The sequence below is a fragment of the Sediminihabitans luteus genome, from assembly GCF_002797595.1.
Classification (GTDB): Bacteria; Actinomycetota; Actinomycetes; order Actinomycetales; family Cellulomonadaceae; genus Paraoerskovia; species Paraoerskovia lutea.
On sequence record NZ_PGFE01000002.1, the window covers coordinates 122,241 to 144,247 of the forward strand.

Sequence of the window (22,007 nt, forward strand, 5' to 3'; positions counted from 1 at the left end):
GCCTTCACGTCCTCGTGAGCCTCAAGGGCCAGGAGTCGCGCAAGGTCCAGGTCGAGCTCGCGGTGGCGCGCACTACGCGTCACCCGCATGCGTCCCCGCGGTTCCCGAGGCCGGACGGGCACATGAGTCGAGCCGGGCGAGCGGTGCACGGGGCGGGTCCGGGCCTGGGCGTTCCCTGCGTCCCTCGTTGGTCGACGACCCTGCCGATCGGACGTCGTCGCAGACGACTGCGGCGAATTCACCCGCCGCCGCGGTCGGAAGGGCACCTCGCAGGCGAGGCCGTCATCGGGAGCGTTCTAGGCTTCGGTCAGCAGTCGAACAGGAGGACCAGTGAGCGCCGAGCTTGAGTTGGTTAGCGATGGCAGCGGTCTCGCTGTCGTCGGTGCAGAAGATGCGATCGAGCAGTTCATGCTCGACCTCGATCTGGTCAGCGTGGACTCGCAGTCGCTTGCTCACGTGGCCAAGGAGGGAGCGCACCGCGCCAGCGGGCTTGGCGGACTGGCGCTCCAGGCGGGCGGACAGATGGCGGCTGAGTCGGGCCGCTGGCTCAAGCTCACGGAGGAATCTGCGGCGAAGGTGCGCGAGTTCGGCCTGCAGGTGACCAAGGACGATCCGGCGATCAGCCACGCGATGATCGGCAAGCCGGGAAACGTGCAGTCGTGGATCCAGGTGGTCAACTCGCCAGCCGCGCTTGTCACGAACCCTGCAGCACTCGCCTCGATCGGGACGATGATGGCTCAGCGCGAGCTGCAGCGGTCGATCGACGAGCTCCGCGAGTACCTCGCGCAGATCGACAAGAAGGTCGACGACATCCTGCGGGCGCAGAAGGACGCGGTTCTCGCCGAGATGATCGGCGTATCGCTCCTGGTCGACGACGCCATCACGGTCCGTGACGAGGTGGGCCGAGTTCCGGAGATCACCTGGTCGAAGCTCCAAGGTGGTGCGGCGACGATCGCCAGCACTCAGGCGTACGCGGTGCGCCAGCTCGATGCACTGGCCGACGGGCTCGAGCACGAGCAGGACCTCGGAGACCTGGTCAAGGCGACTCAGCACGCCCGGACGTCGGTCGCGAAATGGCTTGCGGTGATCGCCCGGTCGGTGCAGGTACAGGACGAGATCGACGTCCTCGAGCTCGACCGAGTCGCCGACGCGAACCCTGAGGAACTTGACCGGCATCGTGTCGGGCTTCGCCGGGCGCGTCAGAAGCGCCTGGACATGATCGATAACGCGTGCCGCCAGCTCGTCGGTCGCATGAACGACGCTTCGAGCAGGGCCAACCAGAAGGTCCTTTTCAGTCCTTTCGCGTCGCCGAAGGTCGTGGCCGCCAGCAACGAGGTGGTCGGGGCTGTTCTTGAGTTCGAGACGCGCCTCGAGCTCGTGTCGGAGTCAGAGCCTGCCGAGGCGCGTCGTTGGCTTGCTGCTGTGGTGGACACCCGGGACCAGGCGGTCGAATCCGGGCAGGATGCATTCGTCGCTGCACGACGGCGGAGCGCCCAAGCGGTCGAGAAGACCAGTGATCTTCGGGTCAAGGCACTCGACGCGGGGGCCGACGGCGTCGCTCGTGCACGTGAGGCCACCAGCAAGTTCTTCGGTGTCCTGGCCGACCGGACCCGTCGTCGACAGGGCGCCGGTGACGACGCGCGGGTCGACTGAGATGACGCAGCGGCCCCCGCTGGGCCGCCGGGCATCGGAACTGCACGCACTGTCGTGGCCCCGAATCATGCGTCCTGACCGAGCGTGCATTCGGGTGAAACCGGACGGATGCGCTGGTCACCCATCGCTCGTTAGGTCAGGATCGCCACCATGGTGTCCTCGTTCGGTTGGCTCGACGTCGACGCTGTGCAGCGACAGAAGATGCTCGAAGTGGTGGATCTTTTCCGGGAGTCGGGCACGGTGGACGACCTCGGTGTCGGCACGATCCGTGATGCGTTCTCCGATCTGCTCTTCCCGGGGACCTCGGTGCTGCACACGCGTCTGCGCTACGTCCTCTTCGTGCCATGGCTGATGCAGCGCGCGCAGGCCAAGGGCAGTCCGGGGGAGATGAGCGCCGAGTTTCGCCGCCTGGAGTTCCGCCTCATCACGAGCCTCCTGGAGGGCGGTGAGCGGCAGGGCGTCATCGGCAACACGGCCCGTTCGGGCCTGAATCAGCTGCCGAGTGCGATGTACTGGTCGGCTCTGGGCGCCTGGGGCGTCCGCGATGTCGCTTCGGTGGATGCCTACTTCCGCCGGACGCACGACCTCCGGGCACTGGACCGGCGCTCGGTGCGGGCCGACGACCCGGAGTCTCAAGGCAACACGTCGGGCTCCGGCATCGATCCTCATCTGCCGCCCGCCCCACGGAACCTTCTCACCAGTGCCGTCCTGACGCTGGAGCCCGAGGAGGAGCAGTATCTGTCGGACCGCATTGCGGCGTCCGCGCGGGGCTCGATGCTGGGTTGGCTGGTACATCACCAGCCAACAAACGACCCGGACCGGGTGTGGGACATCGACAACCTCGCCGACGCGCCGGAGAACCTGCGCAACGTGGTGGATCACGCCAAGCGTTACAGCCTGGCGATCAACGGCGGCGCGCTCCTGTACAACCTGTTGTTGGCCGAGAAGTCCGAACAGGTCGAGCGCGCCGACGAGTACCGCGAAGCGCTGGACGGCTGGCGTGAGTCTGTCGCGGCTGCGCGGACGTTCACCGGCTGGAACCGCGCGGACTTCTGGGGGACCGTCCGCAGTGGCAACCCGAACCTGCGGCCAATGACTGCGACCTTCGTGGACCGGTGGCTGGACCTGGTCGCCGCGGACGACGACGTCGCGAGCTCCAGCGAGGCCCGCAGTCTGGTCGCGACGCGCGAGAAGAACATCAAGGGCGGCCGCGCCCGGCTCCTCAACCAGGCGGCCCTCGACCGATGGAACGGCGCCAGTGGAGTGGGTCGCAACGACTTCCGCTGGCTCGTGGCGCGCTCGCACCTCCGCGACCTGTACACCGCCCGCGAGGGAATGAAGGCCGCCTGATGCTCACCCCGCAGACCCGTGTCATGCTCACGGACGCGTTGCGCCCGCCGGCCGGCTACCGCGTCGATGTCGCCGTCGGCACGTCCTACTCGCTGGACCTCACGGCGATGCTCCTCGCGCCGTTGTCCTTCGCGCTGTACGACCACCAGGGCGACGACGTCTTCTCGACCGACCCGGTGCGGCTTCTCGAGGCCGTGCGCCGTCACGCCGACCACACCACCGTGTTCTGCCAGGCCGGGGGGATCCACGTCCCGGCGGCGTACCGCCCGATCCTCACGTTCGTCGAGGACAGCGTCTTGGAGGTCATGCCTCCCGCGGGCCGCACGCTCTTCCATCCGAAGGTGTGGGCGCTCCGGTTCGTCGAGCCCGGTGGTGGGCACCGGCACCGGGTCGTGGTGCTCAGCCGCAACCTCACCTTCGACCGGTCGTGGGACACGGCGCTCGTCCTCGACGAGGCCGACGACGGCACGATCGACGCACGCCCCGCCGCTGAGTTCGTGTCCGCGCTCCCGGGCCTCGCGATCCGCGGGGTCGACGCCCGACGAGCCCGTGAGATCGAGAACCTCGCCGCCACGCTCTCGCAAGTGCGGCTCGCGCCGCCCGCTCCGTTCACGCACGGTGAGCTGTTGCCGATCGGCCTCGACGACGACGCGGTGTGGCCGTTCCCGAGCGATGCGCGACGACTACTCGCGATCAGTCCGTTCCTCACGGCCAAGGCCGTCGGCGAGCTGGCATCGATCAGCAACAACCGCATCCTGGTGTCGCGTCCAGAGACGTTCGAGCTGCTCGGTGCGGCCACCCTCGACGGCTGGGAGACCACCGTGCTGCAGAGGTTGGCGGAAGTCCAGGTCGGCGACGACGGCGACACTCCTGCTGCGGCCCTGGTCGAGGGCGCCGCCAGCGATGGGCTGCACGCCAAGACGTTCGTGCTCGACCTTCCACGCTCGGAGTCCATGACGGTGACCGGGAGCGCCAACCTCACGGCGGCGCCGTGGGGGCGCAGCGTCGAGTTCGACGCCGTCCTCGTCGGGCCGACGTCGCAGTGCGGAGTGTCGGCAACGCTCGACGGCTCGCCCGAGGCGCCAGGGCTGCGGCAGCTGCTGTCGGAGCATGCCGTCACTTCGCAAGACGGCGTCGAGGACGCGGCCATCCGCACCTCGTACGAGATCGAGGACTTCCATCGGGCCCTTGCCGTCGCCGGACCGACCCTCCACGTCGAGCACCTCGACGAGGATCGCGTCACCGCCACCCTGAAGCTCACGCTTCCCGATGCCGTTCCCGGCGAGACGACGGTGTGGCTCGCTTCCCTGCGTGGGGACGGTCAGTCCCGCCCCCTGGCAGGCCGAACCGAGTGGGCTGTGGCGCCGACCAACGTGACGCCCTTCATCGCGGTCGAGACCATCGGCGGCGACGGCGATGCCCGCGTGAAGCGGGCCTGCGTGCTCAAGGCGGAACTCACGGGCGCGATCGACTCGCGCCGTCAGGACGCCGTCGCCTCGGTGCTCCGGAGCAAGGCCGACGTGCTGCGCTACCTCGTCTTCCTGCTCGGGGATCCGTCGTACGACGCGCTCTTCGCGCAGATCGCCGGGGCCGATGCCGACGGGTTCGGCCGTGAGGGCCAGCGCAGCGTGGAGGACATCGCGCTCTTCGAACCTTTGGTCCGGGCGACGGGTCGGGACGTGGACGCGCTCGCCCGGGTAGCGAGCCTCGTCGACGAGCTGCGCGAGATGGAGCACGCCGACGAGCTCGTGCCCGACGGATTCGACGAGCTGTGGGACGTCGTCTGGCAGGTCCATCAGGAGGGACGAGAGTGAACGAGACCCGCCCCGACGTCGATCGCACCCTGGCGAGTCTCAAGGACTTCCAGCGCGCGACCGTCGAGCACGCCTTCCGAAGGCTCTTCACCGATGCTGACGCGACCAAGCGATTCCTCGTCGCCGACGAGGTCGGTCTCGGCAAGACCATGGTTGCGAAGGGCGTGATCGCCAAGGCCGTCGACCACCTGTGGGACGACCCGGAGCGGCGGATCGATGTCGTCTACATCTGCTCCAACAGCCAGATCGCCCGACAGAACCTGTCTCGGCTGAACGTGGTCGGCGGCCGGGAGCACCGTCATGCCGATCGCCTGACCATGCTGCCGCACGTCATCCGGGACCTGCGTTCCAGCAGGGTCAACTTCGTCTCGTTCACGCCCGGGACGTCGTTCCAGGTCGGGAGCACGGGCGGGAAGGCGGAGGAACGCGCACTTCTCTACCAGATGCTTGCCACGACCCGCGGACGGGAGATCACCAGCCGCTCGGCCTGGGCGAAGTTCTTCCAGGGCTGGATGAGTCGGGAGAACTTCGAGCGCCAGATCGCCGCCATCGACCGGACCGACCTCGACGCCGAACTCTGCCGCTCCTTCGAGGTGGAGGTCGGGCGAGCCTGGGGTCCAGAGGGCAGCAGGCTTGCCGACGAGCTGGAGGCCTGCGTCCAGGAGTTCACGTGGCGACGGCGCATCGCCGACGGCGAGCTCGCGCGTCGTCGCGACCGCCTCGTCGGCGCGCTCCGCCAGCTCGTTGCGCGTGCCGCGGTCGAGCACCTGGAACCCGATCTGGTGATCCTGGACGAGTTCCAGCGGTTCAAAGACCTCCTGGACACCGATCACGAGGGCGCGGACCTGGCGAACGCGGTCTTCGACCACCCTGACGCCAAGGTCCTGCTGCTCTCGGCGACGCCCTACAAGATGTACACGCTGCCCGACGAACCGGAGGGTGACGACCACTACCGCGACTTCACGCGCACCATCCAGTTTCTCGGCGGCGACGAGCGCGCCGCCGTCGTCGAACGTGAACTGCGCACCATGCGGGCCAACATGATTGACGGCGGCGATCCGGCGCTAGCCCGCGCCGCTCGTGATCGCGTCCAGCACGAGCTGCGCCAGGTCATGTGCCGCACCGAACGACTCGCCTCCACCCCCGACCGGGACGGCATGCTCGTCGAGAAGGTCCTTGACGGCACCCACCTCACCGCGGGGGACCTACGCGCCTGGCGGGCATTCGACGACGTCGCACGCCAGATCGACCGCCACGATGTCTTCGAGTACTGGCGATCGACCCCATACCCGCTCAACCTCATGGAGCGAGGCTCGTACCAGGTCCGGACGAAGTTCCAGGCCGCCGTCGAACGCGGCGACTCCGACGTCGCGGCGGCGCTCGCGAGCGGCGCAGGTCTGCTTGACTGGGACGACGTGCGCCACTACCGAGCGCTCGACCCTGGCAACGCGAAGATGCGTGGCCTGGTGACCGACGTGCTCGACCGAGGTGCATGGCGGCTGGCGTGGGTGCCCCCGTCGTTGCCGTACTACGCACCTGCTGGCGCCTATGCGCAGCCGGAACTGCGCGCGTTCACCAAGCGGTTGCTCTTCTCGGCGTGGTCCGTCGTGCCGAAGGCGGTGGCCGTTGTCATGAGCTACGGCGCCGAACGGCGAGCGATGGAGGTACCGCTGGCGGCGATGGAGGAGGCCGGTCGAACACCGACCCGCTATGACGACCGCCCGACGACGCCGCCGCTGCAGTTCCGGATGGTCGCCGGTGACGATCCGCGGCCGGGAGCCATGTCGACGCTCGGACTGCTGTACCCATCGCCGGTGCTGGCGCGTCTCGGTGATCCGCTGGACGTCGCTCGTGAGCTCGGGACGCTCAAGGCAAACCAGAACACGGTGCTTGACGTCGTCCGTGGACGGATCGAGACCGCACTCGTTGAACTGCCGGCCGGGCGTGACGAAGCCCGTGCTGACGACCGGTGGTACTGGGCGGCACCGATGCTCCTCGATCGGGCTCGATCGCATGACGAGGAATCGTTCTGGGAGCTGGCGCTGTCACGCGCTGCCGAGGACGAACGGCACGAAGGGGGAGCAGGCTTCGCCGCTCACCTGCGGCTCGCCCAGGAGGTCACCTCGCTTGAGCTGGGCCGGCGACCCGATGATCTGACTGACGTGCTGTCGCGGCTGGCCGTCGCCGGGCCGGGCGCGTGCGCGCTGCGAGCGCTGTCCCGCGTGACAGGCGGTGAGCGGTCGTTGACCCACCCCGTGATTCGGCGCGAGGCATTCAACGTGGCGCTCGGGCTGCGCTCCCTGTTCAACAAGCCCGAGATCGTCGCCCTGCTGCGCTCGGAAGACGACGACCGGTACTGGCGTGCCGTTCTTGACCACTGCCTCCACGGGGTGCTGCAGTCCGTGCTCGACGAGTATGCGCACGTGCTGGTCGAGTCCGAAGGTCAGCAGGGCGCCCACCGGCTCGAACGGGCCGAGACGATCGCGGCCGTCATGGCCGAGGCATTGTCGATCCGTGCCGCCACCAACGTCGTGGAGGACGTCCGCGTACGGGACGGACGAGTCGAGCTCGACGAGCACCGCATGTCCAGCCACTTCGCCGCCCGGTACGGACGTGCCGTCACCAGCGAGCAAACGGCGGTGCGCGAGTCGACCGTGCGGGTCGCATACAACTCGCCGTTCCGCCCGTTCGTCCTGGCGTCGACGTCCGTGGGACAGGAGGGCCTCGACTTCCACACCTACAGTCACGCCCTGGTCCACTGGAACTTGCCGGGGAATCCTGTCGACCTCGAGCAGCGCGAGGGACGCGTCCACCGCTACAAGGGGCACGCCGTGCGCAAGAACGTCGCGGCCGTCCACGGGGAGACGGTGCTGAACGACGTGGCGGCCGACCCCTGGGCAGGAGTGTTCTCAACGGCGCAGAAGGCGTGCGCCGGCGGCGGCTCGGACATCACCCCGTTCTGGGTGTACGCGCCTCCGGGCGGTGCCGCGATCGAACGCTATGTTCCGGCCCTGCCGCTGAGCCGCGAGGCGCAGCACTATCGGCGCCTGCAGCGGACTGTGGGGGCCTACCGGCTCGTCATCGGGCAGCCCCGTCAGGACGACCTGCTGCGCTACGTGGGAGAGAGCGGCGTCGACCTCGACTGGCTCCGGGTGGACCTGACGCCGGAGCCCGTCGAGGCGTCGGCAGACGAACGTGGGCCGGACGACGCCTCAAGACAGGTGTTCGACCCGGCAACCGACGAGCCGCCGGTGGCGCCGGACCCGTGGGGGAGCCGCGATGCCGTGCTGTGGTCGCGGGTGCTCTACGACGGCGGCCTGCTCGCGATCAACGTACGGGAGGGCCGTGCCGTGACGTACGCCGAGTACCAGCAGATCGGTCGTCGCGCCGGCTACAGCGACCTGCGAGGGGCCGCGGGCGCGCGCATCCGGCGAGACGACGACGGCGGACGGTGGCTGGCGTTCCCTGGTCGTCGGGAGCTGGAGGGGAGCGCGTACGCGCTGGGTCTCGATCTGCCAAGGGATCTGGCGTGGTAGCCGGTCGCGGTGATCGGACTCGATGGTGAAGCAGTGGGGTCGAGCGAGTACGGTCGGCCAGATGGGAGATCACGTGCCCGAAGGCTGGCCCGTCATCGAGCGGGTGCAGCTTGATGCGGCGAAGGAATCAACGCTTCGAGCATTGGCCTCGGCTCCGCTGGAGCGCTACTACGACGTGCGGGGCGGCTACGCCGGCGCGACATTTGCTTCCATCGCACCGAACGACCCGTACGACGTCACCGGCGCTGATCTCCACGCACTCTCGATGCTGTCAGTCACGGTGGGTCCCGCCGCGACGAGAAGAGTTCTGGACCATGGTGAGCATCGCCTTCGCCTTCTCGACGCCCTGGCGGCGGTCGACCCCGGAGCGCGACTGGAGGATGCGAGCGCTGCCGTGCTCGAGTCGGCCTGGCGCCTCCATGAGGTCGCCAAGGAAGCGCTGGCCGACCCGACCACGAAGGGACAGTCCGATCCATGGGTGACCGCGGCCAAGCTCGTAGCACGGAAGCGTCCTCGCCTCCTTCCCGTCCGCGACACCAAGGTGCGCGCCCTCCTCGGTCTGGGTTTGGCACGAGATGGTCGACTCGAACTACAAGCCCTGCGGTACCTGGTCACCGACCCCGACGTCACGGCAGCCATGACGCAGGCGGTCCAACGCGCTCGCGGCCAGGCAGCGTCCGAGGAACGGGAGTGCGTCTTCGACGTCGAACCACTCCGGGTGCTCGATGCCGCCCTCTGGCTTGACAGTATGGCCCGATCTGCCTGACGGGGCTTGCCCAGGAGTGCTCCGCAAGCAGTTGTTCTCCCGGGTCACCCGCCGACGTGCCAGGCACTGCGATTGCCGTCAGGTCCTGCACGCAGAGCTCCCGTTCCGGTGGACAGGAGTACGGGACGCGCGTGACGATCGGGGCGTGCTCACGATCGCGTCGTGGAACATGAACCAGCGCGACAGCGCCTGGTCACGACTCGATGTCCTGGCCGAGCAACACGACGTGTCCGTGGCACTACTCCAGGAGGCCCGTCGGCCAGCAGACGCCAGGGGCGGGTGGCAGCTGCACCCGCCTGTCGAGGATGCCGGCCGCTGGCGGATTGCCGTGCCCGGGCGCTACCGGGCGGCGAACGGTTCGTTGAAGCCAACGCGACGACACTTCGCGTCCGCCATCGCCAGCCGTGAAGGATTGGTCGTCCCGCGTGATCCCTCAGCGCTGCACGAGGTGGTCGACGGGGAGTTCGCCCGCAGTCATCCCGGCCAGTTCGCCGTCGGGGACATCCAAACCGACCGCGGCGCCCGCGTCACGGTCATCAGCCTCTATGGGATCTGTGATCGCATGCTGGATTCCGGGACGATGTACCCGGAGGCGACGCTGCATCGCGCAATCTCCGACCTCACGCCGATCTTCCAGGAGCGAGCGAGCGACTACGTTCTGGTCGCCGGAGACCTCAACCTCTACTCGTACTCCGACGGCACTATCTGGGGCCGGCGCGGCATGACCGTCTTCGAGCGGCTGGCAGCGTACGGGCTCGACGTCCTCGGTCCGTTCCGTCGTCCTGACGAACCTCGCCTCGAGCGATGCCCCTGCCCAGATGTCGACTGTCGGCACGTCATTACGTTTCTCTACCAGTCGAACCCGAAGAACCGGCCGCATCAGCTCGATTTCTTCCTCGCTACACCACGCCTGCGTGACCGGCGTCGCGAGTGCTGGGCCGACCCCGACCTCGAGTGGCCGCAGCACAGCGACCACCGCCCGATTCTCACGGCCTTCGACGTGTAGACCTTGATCCGGACATTGGCCACTCCGTGACAGTCATCGCGGCATGCTCGGAGGTTTGGAGATGTCTTCGTGCAGGTCAGGATGGCCGCGACTTCCGGTCCGCGTGGTATCGAACGTCCGTCAATCGCTACGCTGTCGCACATGCCTCACGACCGAGTACGCGAGGCGCTCCGGACCTTCGTTGCGGAGCGCGACTGGGAACAGTTCCACACCCCGGAGAACCTCGCGAAGAGCATCGCGATCGAGTCGGGTGAGTTGCTCGAGTGCTTCCAGTGGGGCGGCAATCCGGACCTCGGGGCGGTCCAGGAGGAACTCGCGGACGTGCTGTCGTACTGCTTCCTGATGGCGGACCGGCTGGGACTTGACCCGGATCAGATCGTCCTCGACAAGCTCGAGACGACACGCTCGAAGTACCCGGTGGAGAAGGCCCGAGGGAGCAGCGCCAAGTATGACCAGCTTTGAGATCGTCAAGCACGGCTTCTCGAGTGGGACGAGTGCCGAGCTGAAGGCGCTCGACCGTAGGTACCTGAACTGGCCTGTCGTCTACGTCCTCGACAACGGGCGCGAGGTGTACGTCGGGGAGACGGGCAACGCGGTCAAACGGATGGAGCAGCATTCTCGGACGAAGGCGGGCCTCAAGCAGCTGAAGATCGTGCTGGACGACCGATTCAACAAGTCGGTGTGTCTCGATCTGGAGTCGCATCTCATCCGGTACTTTGCTGGTGACGAGAGCTTCCAGGTCCTGAACCGCAATGACGGCGTCGTCGATGCGGAGTACTTCGATCGGGAAGAGTACCGGCAGACCTTCCAGCACGTGTTCGACGAGCTGCGCGAGCTGGGACTGTTCGAGCGAAGCATCCCGGAGATCGAGAACAGCGACCTGTTCAAGTACTCACCGTTCAAGGCGCTCTCGCAGGAGCAGATGATTGTGGTGACGGACATCCTCGAGGGGTTGTTCGAGGACCTCGACAGCGATACGGACGACACGATGGTCATCCAAGGCTCTCCCGGTACGGGGAAGACCATCATCGCCGTGTTCATGCTGAAGTTGCTCCAGGACATCGCCAGCGCGGACCTCCAGGAAGTGTTCGATGCCGACACGATGTTCTCCGAGTTCTTCACCGACGAGCACCAAGCGCTGCTCGAGAGTCGAAGGTTCGGGCTGGTCGTCCCCCAACAGTCGCTTCGCAAGACCCTGCAGGGTGTTTTCAGGAAGACGCCGGGGTTGAGCCCAGAGATGGTGCTCTCCCCGTTCGATGTTGGGGGTGCAGCGGAGCGGTTTGACCTGCTGATCGTTGACGAGGCTCACCGGCTCAATCAGAGGGCCAACCAGCCGTCTGCGATGCAGAACCTGAGATTCGCGGAGATCAACGAGCGACTCTTCGGTCGTGATGACGCCCGCTACACCCAACTTGACTGGATCAGGACGCAGAGCCGACGGCAGATCTTCCTGCTCGACAGGCTTCAGAGCATCAAGCCAGCTGATCTGAGCCAGGAGATTCAGCGGCGCCTGGTCGACGAGGCGTCTAGAGCGGGACGCCAGTACGCTTTGACGTCCCAGATGCGAGTCCGTGCAGGCTCGGACTACGTCGGCTACGTTCGCAGCGCCCTGAGCAATGAACCGCCTGCGATCCCTGAGTCGTTCGAGCCGTACGACCTGAGGTTCTTCGACGACATCGGAGCCATGGCAGCCGAGATTCAGGCAAGGAACGATGAGCACGGATTGGCACGACTCGTCGCGGGCTATGCCTGGCCGTGGGTGACCAAGAAGAACCCGACGGCCTACGACATCGAGATCGGTGGCCACGGCTTCCGCTGGAACACGGTCGCGACCGACTGGATCAACTCAGCGCGATCAGCGGAGGAGGTCGGCTCGATCCACACTGTCCAGGGCTACGACCTCAACTTCGCCGGCGTAATCATCGGCCCGGATCTTCAATACGACCAGGCCGAGCGACGGATCGTCTTCGACCGTGCGAACTATCATGACAAGAAGGGCAAGGAAAACAATCCGCAGCTGGGAATCAAGTACTCGGACGAGGATCTTCTCGCCTTCGTCGCCAACATCTACAGCGTGCTGCTCACACGTGGAATCCGCGGCACGTACGTCTACGTCTGTGATCTCGGCCTCCGAGAGCGGCTGCGTCCGTACTTCGCGCCCAACGGCCCCTTGATCAGTCCTCCCGAGGCGACCGGTTCGGCAGTGCTCTTCTGAATCGGCCGGCTCCTCTGGATGCAGGATCTGACCGAGAAAGGGAGTCAGGCCTGGTCTGCGGAACTGCGTCCGTCCCGCGAGCGCCCGGATGCGGCTCCCGTCACCCGCGAGCATGTAGGGTGCGGCGCCATCGCAAGGTCTGGGCGATGGCCTGTCACGAAGGACATCTGGTCTCGTAGGCAGGCCACCGCCTGAACCCAGGTCTGGCGGCAGGACTTCTCCGATGGGATACGCGCCGACTTTAGGTGCGACCGCGGTGAGGAGGTCGGAGGTCTTTCCAGCATTGACTGGCCACCTGCGCGGAGGCCTGGGTCTTGCATGGCCGTCAGGCAGCTTGATCGACGACGTCCCGGATCAGTCCATAGGTCTTCCGATCAATCTCCTCGAAGCGTCCGTCGACCGTCAGCTGCATGTTTCGGTCGGAACGCCACGCGTTTTGTGCCATGGAGTCGAGTTGCAGCGCCTTGCGCTGCGGTTGCCGGGCGTGGTGCTCCCAAGTGTTGACTGCCTGGACCACGCCGTGCGCAGTGCCGTTCCAAGGCGAGCAGCGGGGATCGTTCCGGTAGAGGAAGTCCAAGGTGTCGCGCTTGTGCTTCTTGAGTTTGAGCACGTACTTCGCGTCACGCTGGCGGTCGATCGGGACGAGTCGTTCGAGGATCGCGCCCCACTGCTCGTCGGTGACCTTCGTCTTGCACAGTTCGGCAACCTGTGCCTCGAATGCGTCGGATGCGCTCTCGATGATCTGGAGCGCCTTGCGCGTGTCAACGGCGTGCAGCTCTGAGTGCTTCGAGTGTCGAATCCGCAGGTCGGCGCCGGACTCCTTCAGGGCAGCGGCGCGGGTGTTGTCGCAGACGACGTCGGTGATCGTTCGCTTGTAGATCGTGGCGCTGCCGCCGTCCATGGAGGTCGTCGCGAGGAGGTTCGGGCGGTACTCCACCCCCTGTGAGGTGCTGCGGTTCTCGGCGATGGAGACCTCGACCCACGCGATGGCGCCGCGCTTGAGAAGCCCGGCCGAACTGATCTGCAAGCCCCCGTGCAGGAGCGTCTCGACGCTGTCGATGAGCCACTCGCCGTACTGGTGCAGCTGGTAGTCGCTGCTGACGACCGAGAAGACCTCGCCGGTGGTCCTGTCCGACCTGTCGGTTGCTCGCTTCCCGTCCAGCACCGCCCAGCGCATGGGCATTCCTTGCTCGTCCTGGTGAGTCCAGTCGTCGAGGCCTGTCGCCGGGACCTCAACGGCAACGCGTCGGTAGACGCCTTCCCAGTGAAAGAGCCGACGACGGACGTCGTCGGGGGGAATCGCAGCGTCGTAGTGGTTGGGCTCCGTGCCCTGAAGTGCCTTGCGATAGTGCCAGGCGTTGCCACGCCTTTGCGCGAAGCCGATCAGGGTCTGGGTGTTGAGCCACTCCGCGGTCTCGCGTGACAACGTGTCGGCCTTTCGGGCGTGGGGGTCGGCTCCGTGTGGGAGTCGTCCTCGGGGTGGTCCATGAAGTCGGCGGGCGCCACTATCAGGAAGGGGATCGGTCCGGGGTGTGTTGCAGCATCTGTCCGCGACAAGTGCGCAGGTGAGACGCGTTGGCAACATACGTCACGCCGCGACCGCGGCTGCGGGTCGGATCGGGTGAAATCGGTCAGTGTCCTCGGGCTGTGGCACAGCGAGATCCGCGGAAGGCCGCGGCTCTGGTCACCTGTTGAATCCGACCTTAGCGAGGTGGCGCCGTTAGGCTGTCCGTGCAGCACGTAGCCTGCAACAACACTGATGCCGCACCCCACGGAGCACGACGAATCTGATGAAGGCTGACTCGCCACACTGGAAGGTGATGGGTCCGGCGGCGTCGCCGGAGGAAGCTGCTGCCCTGGAGGCGTTCCGCGAGGTCTTGCCTGACGACGGCCGCACGACAGCGTGGGTGAACCTGACCTTCATTGACACGAACAACCGCACGGCGGAGGTCGATGTCCTGCTGCTGACGCCGGTGGGCTTCTTCTGTGTGGAGCTCAAGGGGTGGCACGGGACAATCACGGGTAACTCGCAGCGCTGGTACCAGCCGGGCAAGACGCACCCGAACCCGTTCTTGGTGACGGACCGCAAGGGCAAGCGGCTCGCGTCGTTGCTGAAGTCGTATGCCTCGGGACCGCAGATGGAGCGGTCGGTGCCGTGGGTGAACGCTCTCGTCGTGATGCACGGGCAGGGGTCGACGTTCGCGGTCGACCCGTCGGGCCGTGCAGGCGTGATCAAGCTCGACACCTACGAGGTCAGCTCCAAGCCGCCGCTGCAGCGACTGAGCGAGTTCCTCGCGACACCGCCGGCGAACCCAAGTGATGCGATCGATCCCCCGCGTGCACAGCTGGTTCGGCACCTGTGCGAGAAGGCCGACTTCCGCCCGACGCCGAAGACGCGGATGGTGGGTGACTTCGCCGTCGCCGAGTCCGATCCGGTGGCCGAGGGTGTGGACTGGCAGGACGTGGTGGTCACGCACCCGAACCTGCCAAAGATCAGGCAGCGCCTGCGCCTCTACGACGTCCCGCCCAAGGCGTCGGCGGGTGAGCGGCAGCGCATCGAGCAGCTGGCGCAGCGGGAGTACCAGCTGACGTTCGGGATCCGGCACGAGGGAATCGCCGTGCCGCAGCAGTTCCTGGTCACGGACGACGGCCCGGCACTTGCCTTCGAGTACCAGGACGCAGAACGTCCACTGGACGCGTTCCTCACCGATGAGGCTGGCGTGCTCTCGCTCGATGAGCGTGTCGCGATGGTCGATCAGCTGGGCGACGTCCTGCGATACGCACACCAGCGGCACCTGTTCCACCGTGCGCTGTCTCCCCTGAGAGTGTGGGTGCGTCCCTCGGCGGACGGGCCCCCGCGCCTCGAGGTGCGTGACTGGTACTCGGCGCAGAAGGATCGTGAGTCGGCATCGTCGACGCGCTGGACGGTGATCAGCCGCGGCGTGACGGACCTCGTCGGCGTGGCAGCTGCCGAGGATCTGGTCTGGCTCGCACCGGAGGCTCGCCAGTCGGTGAACGACGTCCCCGGTGCGCCGCTCGACGTGTTCGGCTTCGGCGCCCTGGCATTCCTCGTCCTGACGGGCAAGGCGCCGGCCACGACGATCGCCGAGGTCCAGGAGGTACAGCAACAGGCGGGACGATTCGACCCGCGCGCGGTGACCGCGGGTCTACCGGACGCACTGGCCGAAGTCGTCGGCGATCTGACCTCGGTCGACGAGGCAGATCGCCCGGCGTCGATCGAGGATGCGCTCGAACTGGTCCGACTCGCCTGGCGGGAGGTGCGTCGTCCCGAAGAGGACGCACCTCGCACCGAGATCGAAGACCCGCTCGACGCACAGATCGACGACGTCATCGGTGGACGGTTCATCGTCTCGGGACGTCGCGGCGAGGGATCGTCGGGTGTGGCTCTCGCGGTGCAGACCGAGGAATCGGGGGATGACAAGGAACTCATCCTCAAGGTAGCCCGCGACGACGCTGCTGGGCGTCGCCTCGACGTCGAGGCGGAAGTGCTCGCAGGCATCGACCATCCCCGTGTTGTGCGTCTGCAGGAGTCGCTCGAGCTGGGTGGTCGTCGCGCGCTGCTCATGTCCGACGCAGGCAAAGAGACTCTCGCTACTCGACTGGCCAAGGAGGGGCAGTCGACGCTGGAGCAGTTGCTGCGGTGGGGCACTGATCTCCTCGATGCGATGACGTACCTGGTGGACGTCAAGGGCGTGTTCCACCGGGACATCAAGCCGGCCAACCTCGGCATCGCCCCCGACCCGGGGTACCGCAAGCCGCACTTGATGCTGTTCGACTTCTCGCTGGCACGCGAGCCCCTGGAGAACGTGGCCTCGGGTACGCCCGGGTACCTCGACCCGTTCCTGGGCAAGGGCCGTCGCACCCGCTACGACCGTGCCGCTGAACTGTGGGCGGTGACGGTCACGCTCTTCGAGATGGCGACCGGCGTCCTCCCATGGTGGCCGAACGGTGCCGGAGCCCCGGCGAATCCGACCGAGCGGCCCGTGGTCGAACCGACGTCCTTTGACCCAGCCGTGGGGTCGCACCTGACGGAACTGTTCCGCAAGGCGCTGTCGCCGGACGCGAAGGAGCGGTTCGCCAACGTTGAAGACCTGCTCCACGCGTGGACGGAGGCGTTCGCCAGCCTGTCCCTCGACGACGACGCGCGGCAGAAGGACGACGAGCTCGCTGCCCGCGCCACGCTCGACACTCCGCTCGAGGAGTCCGGTCTGTCCGCGCAGGCGCTGTCGGCGCTCCGCCGACTGGAGGGCGTTATCACCGTCGGAGACGTCCTCGGGGTACCTCCGGTGAAGATCAACCGGATCCGCGGCCTCGGGGAGACCTTCCGCAAGGAGATCCAGGCGCGCATCGGCCAGTGGCGCAGCGCTCTGAGCACAGCGGAGCCGACGTCGGGCCCCGACGCAGCGCTCGGAGTCGATCGATTGATCGCCGATCTGCTGGAGATGCTCCCGTCGGCGGACCGACCGCTCGCGCGCGCCCTGCTGGGGCTGGACGAGACCAGCGGGTGGCCCACGGCAGCCGACGTCGCGACAGCGTTCCAGACAACACGCGAGCGCGTCACCACCCTGCTCGATCACGCTGTCGGGGACTGGGCGCGAGATCAGTCGTTCGTCTCCGCGCGGGCTGAGCTGACGAACCTGCTACGCGACGCGAGCCGCGTGATGACGGTGCATGAGGCGGGCGCCGCCCTGGTCACGCTGCGCGGTTCGACGCTCGACGGCCCGGAGCGCGCCACCTACGGCACCGCACTGGTGCGAGCCATCGTTGAGCTCGACCTCCGGGAGACGCATCCCGTCCTTACATTGCGCCGTCGCCCGGGAGCGCGGGTCGACTTCCTCGCGCTGACCGAAGACGTCGCCGGTGACGAGGGCGAGTCGTTCCCGCCTGCGGACATGCTCAACGAGTTGGCGGGAGAGCTGGGTGCCCGTGCCGACACGCTCGTGGAAGGTGGCATCGTCACCTCAAGCTCGGCGCTCGCGGCCTTGCGCGAGGTCATTGTCGAGCTGGACGACGCCGGCCAGTGGCAGGTGCCGGATTCGCGCCTGCTTCGCCTGGCTGCTGCCGCGAGTCAGACCGCAGCCGTGTCGGGATTTCAGGAGCTCTACCCGGAGGCGCTGGACACGAAGACGGCCCTCGAGCACGCGATGCGGGGCAAGCCGGGACGACGCATCCCGCAGATGGCGGTGCGCCGCACGGTCAGCGCGCGCTTCCCGCACCTGACCCACCCGCTGCCCTCGGCGTCGGAGAAGCTCGATGCGCTGATGCGTGAGCTGTACCCCGACCTGGTTAATCGCAACGGTATCTACGAGCCGAAGAACACCACGCTGTTCTCGGCGGGAACATCGACGTCAACGCAGTTCGCCCCGACCCCCGCCGCGGAGATCACCCGCCGGTTGGCGGATTCGCTCGAGAGGCACTCCGCGCTCACGCTGACCGTCGCGCCCAAGCGGTACACCGCCGCGGTCCATGCACTTGCCGCGACGTTCGATGTCGAGGTACTCGACGTCGCCGAGCTGGTCGTCTCCGCCACCAAGCAGCAGATCGAGAAGGCCGGCGGCATGTGGTCAGGCCTGCTTGGCTATGACGCGCTCGATCGGGACAGCAAGCAGTGGAAGGGCCTCCAGGGGGTCGTTCAGCGATCGGTGGAACCTGCACTCGCGGAGCTACTGAACTCGCCGTCGCCGCTGCTGCTCACCAACGCAGGGCCACTCTTCCGCTACGGCATGTCAGGTCTGCTCGCTACCCTGCTCGATACCGGGACGAGGCGCCCGGCCGCCCGCTGGCTTCTCGTAGCGAAGCCGGGTGACGCGCGCGCCCCGCTCCTCGAAGGCACGTCCGTCCCGCTCGGGCCGAGCGGCTGGATCGACCTGCCCCGTGACCTCACCCAGCTTTCCGACGACGAGCGCTCTGACGCGCTGCGCATCACCCCGACCGGAGACCGTACATGATCAACTCCTCCGCCCTCCTCGCCGACCTCAAGGGCCAGCTCAAGACGCTCCAGGGTGACCTCAAGGAGAGGGCCGACGACCCCACCACTGAGTGGGGTGCCGCGCTGCAGCGTGAACATGCGCGTGCCCTCAAACGGGAGCGCACGGGGCTGTCATGGACGGCATGGCGTGACAACGAGGTGGATCAGGCCGCGGTGGCGTGGATCGTCGCGACGACGTTCGTGCGGTTCTGTGAGGACAACGATCTGTTGGCCGGGGCCACGTTGGCCGGGACGCCGGTGCCCGTGGGCTGGATCGCCGGCCCCGGTGACCGTGCCTCACGTGCGCGGGAGAACCAGACCGCCTACTTCCGCGTGAACACCAGCCACCACGATCGTGACTGGTTGCAGCAGGCCTTTCGTGTGCTGGCGGCGCAGCCCGCGGGCGCTGCCCTGGTCGACCCGCGACACAACCCGGTCTGGACGGCGGAGATCAGCGCCGAGGCAGCCAAGGGACTGGTCGGCTTCTGGCGGCGCACTGACGACGGCGGCGCGCTCGTGCATGATTTCACCGACTCCGCGCTCGACACGCGCTTCCTCGGCGACCTCTACCAGGACCTGTCCGAGCATGCCAAGAAGACTTACGCGCTGCTGCAGACACCCGAGTTCGTCGAGCAGTTCATCCTCGACCGTAGCCTCACGCCGGCGATCGCCGAGTTCGGTGCGGACAGTCTGAAGCTGATCGACCCGACCTGCGGGTCGGGGCACTTCCTGCTCGGAGCGTTCGAGCGCCTCAACGCGCAGTGGGCTGCCGATGCGCCAGGCCTGGACCCCAAGCAGCGCGTCCGCAAGGCGATGGACTCCATCCACGGTGTCGACCTCAACCCGTTCGCCGTCGCGATCGCGCGCTTCCGCCTGACTGTCGCCGGCATCCAGGCGGCGGGGGAGAAGTCGCTCGTCGGTGTCCCGGAACTCGGGTTCCACCTCGCCATTGGCGACTCGTTGCTGGGTGAGCAGGGTGGCGGCGGCGACCGACTGTTTGATGACGGCACACTCGACCTCGGCATCGACGGCACGCTCGACGAAGCCACGGGAGACGAGAACGCGGAATTTACCTACGCTACGGAGGACGTCGACGAGTATCTGGGCATTCTCAAGCCTGGTTGTTACCACGTTGTCGTGGGAAACCCGCCGTACATCACGGTCAAGGATAAGGTCCTCAATCAGAAGTACCGGGAGGCCTACAGCACGGCGGCCGGTAAGTATGCACTCTCGGTGCCTTTCATGGAGCTGTTCTTCCGCCTCGCGATCAGGGGTGAGGCCGGTCGCGGAGCCGGCTACGTCGGCCAGATCACCTCGAACTCGTTCATGAAGCGCGAGTTCGGCCGAAAGGTCATCGAAGAGCTCTTTGCTGGGTACCACGTCGACAACCCGGTGGACCTCACGCACGTGATCGACACTTCGGGTGCCTATATCCCCGGGCATGGCACGCCGACCGTGATCCTCGTGGGGCGACGTCGACGTCCCGTGGCGGAGTCGATCCGGGCGGTGCTCGGTGTTCGCGGTGAGCCGGGCCAGCCGAAGAGCCCCTCCAAGGGATTGGTTTGGTCGGAGATCGTCGAACAGATCGACACGCCCGGATTTGATGGACCCTACGTGAGCGTGGTGGACCTCGGCCGCGAGGTCCTCTCTGAGTTTCCCTGGTCGCTTAGTGGTGGTGGAGCGGGCGACCTGAAGGTTCGCATCGACAATGCGGGAAAGCAGACGCTTGGCTCGCTTGCAACACAATTGGGCATTACTGCAGTCACCGGAGAAGACTCGCTATACATGCTGGGGAGTTCGGGCGGCGGCGCTCGACTCGGGGTCGAATCGTTGCGGAAGCTTGTTGAAGGTGACGTAGTTCGAGACTTCTCTATTGGCGAATCTGAGTACGCTATCTGGCCGTACGATTCCGAGCTCCGGGTGCTGAGGTTCGACGATTTAGACCAGGGAAGCAGAAAGGTGTTCGAGTCGTTCCGATCGGCCATCAATCGTCGGAGGAGATTTGGTACACCGATGGTTGAGCGAGGTCTGACCTGGTGGGAGTGGCAGGAGCTCTATACTGAGAAGTTGCGAACTCCTCTAACCATCACATTTGCGTTTGTGGCGACGCACAACCACTTCGTACTCGACCGGGGCGGGAAGGTGTTCAAGCAGTCGGCGCCGGTGATCAAGCTGCCGGAAGGGGCGACCGAGGAGCAGCACCTCGAGCTGCTGGGTGTGCTCAACAGCTCGACGGCGTGCTTCTGGCTCAAGCAGGTCAGTCACAACAAGGGCAACGGTGGCATCGGTGGCGGTATCGGTGACGAGGACTGGGAGCCCCGGTACGAGTTCACCGGTACCAAGCTCGAGGAGTTTCCCTTGCCGGCGACGCTGCCGCGCGCACGGGGTGCCCTTCTTGACGAGTTGGCACGCGAGTTCGCTGCGGTGGCCCCTCGATCGGTCATCGACAGGTGGCGCAACGAGGGCATTGACGAGAACCTGTCGGACGCGTTGTCATCAGCGGCCGTGGATTGGTCCAGGCTGCGCGAGCGCCTCATCTTTGAGCAAGAGGAGCTCGACTGGGAGACCTACGGTCTCTACGGCCTGATCGACGACGACCTGACATACGCGGGCTCGTCGGTCGATGGCGTCATGCTGGGTGAGCGTGCCTTCGAGATCCGTCTGGCGCGGCAGGTCGCGTCCGGCAGCGAGACGACTGCCTGGTTCGCGCGCCATGGTTCCCAGGCCATCACCGAGCTGCCGGTTGCCTGGCCGGAGGACTACCGAGCGCTCGTGGAGAAGCGCCTTGCGCTGATGGAGAGTGACCGCGGCATCGGGCTGCTGGAACGTCCCGAGTTCAAGCGGCGCTGGGCGACTGTGCCCTGGGCCAAGCAGCTCCGCGACGCGCTGGAAGCCGCGATCCTCGATCGTCTCGAAGATGCGGATCTCTGGCAGGACTTCCAGGGACCGGCGACGAGTTCTGTCGCTCAGCTGGCTGACCTGCTGCGCAACGATGACACCCTGCGGGCACTGGCGCGCGAACTGACCGGTTCAACAGAGCCTGACCTCGCGGCCGTCATCGGATCCCTGGCCCCGACCGAAGCCGTTCCCTATGTGGCCGCGCACCGCTACAAGCCGTCCGGCCTGGAGAAGTTCCGCGAGTGGCAGTCCGTGTGGGATCTCCAGCGTCGAGAGGACGCCGGCGAGAAGGTCACCATCCCGGTGCCGCCGAAGTACTCGACCCCCGACTTCCGGAAGGTCGAGTACTGGAAGGCGCGCGGCAAGCTTGACGTGCCCAAGGAGCGGTTCATCCTCTACCCAGGCGTCGGCCGCGAGGGAGACACCACCACCGTGCTCGGTTGGGCGGGGTGGAACCACCGCGATCAGGCGATCGCCCTCGTCCGCGAGGTCATGAGCCAGCGTTCGTTGGGCGCAGCCGACGACTCGCTGATCCCCCTGGTGGCGGGACTCGTCGAGCTGGAGCCCTGGCTGCACCAGTGGCACACGGAACTCGAACCCGAGTTCGGGTCGAGCGCCGCGCAGGCAGTCACCGGTCAGGTCGACCAGCTCCTCTCGCAGCTCCAGGTCACTCGTGACGACGTCAACGCGTGGCGGCCACCCGCCGCGACTCGTGGACGGCGTCGGGCATGACACAACCGATGGCCAAGCGCGACGAGAGCATGAATTCACTGAGGAACG

At 66.8% G+C, this 22,007-nt stretch carries 11 protein-coding genes; 10 read left to right on the plus strand and 1 reads right to left on the minus strand.

Going from position 1 to position 22,007, the window contains the following annotated elements; translation table 11 throughout:
• Window positions 1–330: 330 nt before the first annotated feature.
• The 8 genes from CLV28_RS06660 to CLV28_RS06695 all read left to right on the plus strand — a co-directional run bounded on the left by CLV28_RS06660 (window position 331) and on the right by CLV28_RS06695 (window position 12,340).
• A complete protein-coding gene (locus CLV28_RS06660; protein WP_100422549.1) occupies window positions 331–1,653 on the plus strand; it encodes a hypothetical protein in 1,323 nt (440 codons plus the stop codon).
• Between the two features lie 150 nt (window positions 1,654–1,803).
• Complete coding sequence (locus CLV28_RS06665; protein WP_100422550.1) at window positions 1,804–3,003, plus strand: DUF6361 family protein; 1,200 nt, start codon at window positions 1,804–1,806, stop codon at window positions 3,001–3,003.
• A 392-nt stretch (window positions 3,004–3,395) separates the two neighbouring features.
• The gene (locus CLV28_RS06670; RefSeq protein WP_239073100.1) at window positions 3,396–4,817 is read left to right on the plus strand and encodes a phospholipase D family protein; all 1,422 of its coding nucleotides are present in this window, start codon (window positions 3,396–3,398) and stop codon (window positions 4,815–4,817) included.
• On the plus strand, window positions 4,814–8,353 hold the full coding sequence (locus CLV28_RS06675) for a helicase-related protein (protein WP_100422552.1): 3,540 nt from the start codon (window positions 4,814–4,816) through the stop codon (window positions 8,351–8,353). Before CLV28_RS06670 ends, CLV28_RS06675 begins: the two co-directional genes overlap by 4 nt.
• 61 nt (window positions 8,354–8,414) lie before the next feature.
• Complete coding sequence (locus tag CLV28_RS06680) at window positions 8,415–9,119, plus strand: DUF6308 family protein (RefSeq protein ID WP_100422553.1); 705 nt, start codon at window positions 8,415–8,417, stop codon at window positions 9,117–9,119.
• A 145-nt stretch (window positions 9,120–9,264) separates the two neighbouring features.
• A complete protein-coding gene (locus CLV28_RS06685) occupies window positions 9,265–10,125 on the plus strand; it encodes an endonuclease/exonuclease/phosphatase family protein (RefSeq protein ID WP_100422554.1) in 861 nt (286 codons plus the stop codon).
• Between the two features lie 141 nt (window positions 10,126–10,266).
• On the plus strand, window positions 10,267–10,587 hold the full coding sequence (locus CLV28_RS06690) for a nucleotide pyrophosphohydrolase (protein WP_100422555.1): 321 nt from the start codon (window positions 10,267–10,269) through the stop codon (window positions 10,585–10,587).
• Complete coding sequence (locus tag CLV28_RS06695; protein ID WP_100422556.1) at window positions 10,574–12,340, plus strand: DUF2075 domain-containing protein; 1,767 nt, start codon at window positions 10,574–10,576, stop codon at window positions 12,338–12,340. Before CLV28_RS06690 ends, CLV28_RS06695 begins: the two co-directional genes overlap by 14 nt.
• Before the next feature lie 325 nt (window positions 12,341–12,665).
• On the opposite strand, the gene CLV28_RS06700 is transcribed toward CLV28_RS06695, so the two are convergent.
• Window positions 12,666–13,766: a DUF932 domain-containing protein gene (locus tag CLV28_RS06700; RefSeq protein ID WP_157802543.1), complete on the minus strand. Its 1,101-nt coding sequence runs from the start codon at window positions 13,764–13,766 to the stop codon at window positions 12,666–12,668.
• Between the two features lie 364 nt (window positions 13,767–14,130).
• On the opposite strand from CLV28_RS06700, the gene pglW reads away from it, so the two are divergent.
• Entirely contained in the window at window positions 14,131–18,309 is a 4,179-nt protein-coding gene (gene pglW, locus CLV28_RS06705; RefSeq protein ID WP_100422558.1) for a BREX system serine/threonine kinase PglW, read from the plus strand.
• Window positions 18,306–21,959: a BREX-2 system adenine-specific DNA-methyltransferase PglX gene (gene pglX / locus CLV28_RS06710; RefSeq protein ID WP_100422559.1), complete on the plus strand. Its 3,654-nt coding sequence runs from the start codon at window positions 18,306–18,308 to the stop codon at window positions 21,957–21,959. The genes pglW and pglX overlap by 4 nt, the downstream gene beginning before the upstream one ends.
• Window positions 21,960–22,007 lie beyond the last annotated feature (48 nt).

What these genes read in the sequence shown, in the direction of transcription:
- CLV28_RS06665 (WP_100422550.1), top strand. Translation starts at nt 1,804, where the DNA reads ATGGTGTCCTCGTTCGGTTGGCTCGACGTCGACGCTGTGCAGCGACAG.
- CLV28_RS06680 (WP_100422553.1), top strand. Translation starts at nt 8,415, where the DNA reads ATGGGAGATCACGTGCCCGAAGGCTGGCCCGTCATCGAGCGGGTGCAG.
- CLV28_RS06690 (WP_100422555.1), top strand. Translation starts at nt 10,267, where the DNA reads ATGCCTCACGACCGAGTACGCGAGGCGCTCCGGACCTTCGTTGCGGAG.
- CLV28_RS06695 (WP_100422556.1), top strand. Translation starts at nt 10,574, where the DNA reads ATGACCAGCTTTGAGATCGTCAAGCACGGCTTCTCGAGTGGGACGAGT.
- pglW (WP_100422558.1), top strand. Translation starts at nt 14,131, where the DNA reads ATGAAGGCTGACTCGCCACACTGGAAGGTGATGGGTCCGGCGGCGTCG.
- pglX (WP_100422559.1), top strand. Translation starts at nt 18,306, where the DNA reads ATGATCAACTCCTCCGCCCTCCTCGCCGACCTCAAGGGCCAGCTCAAG.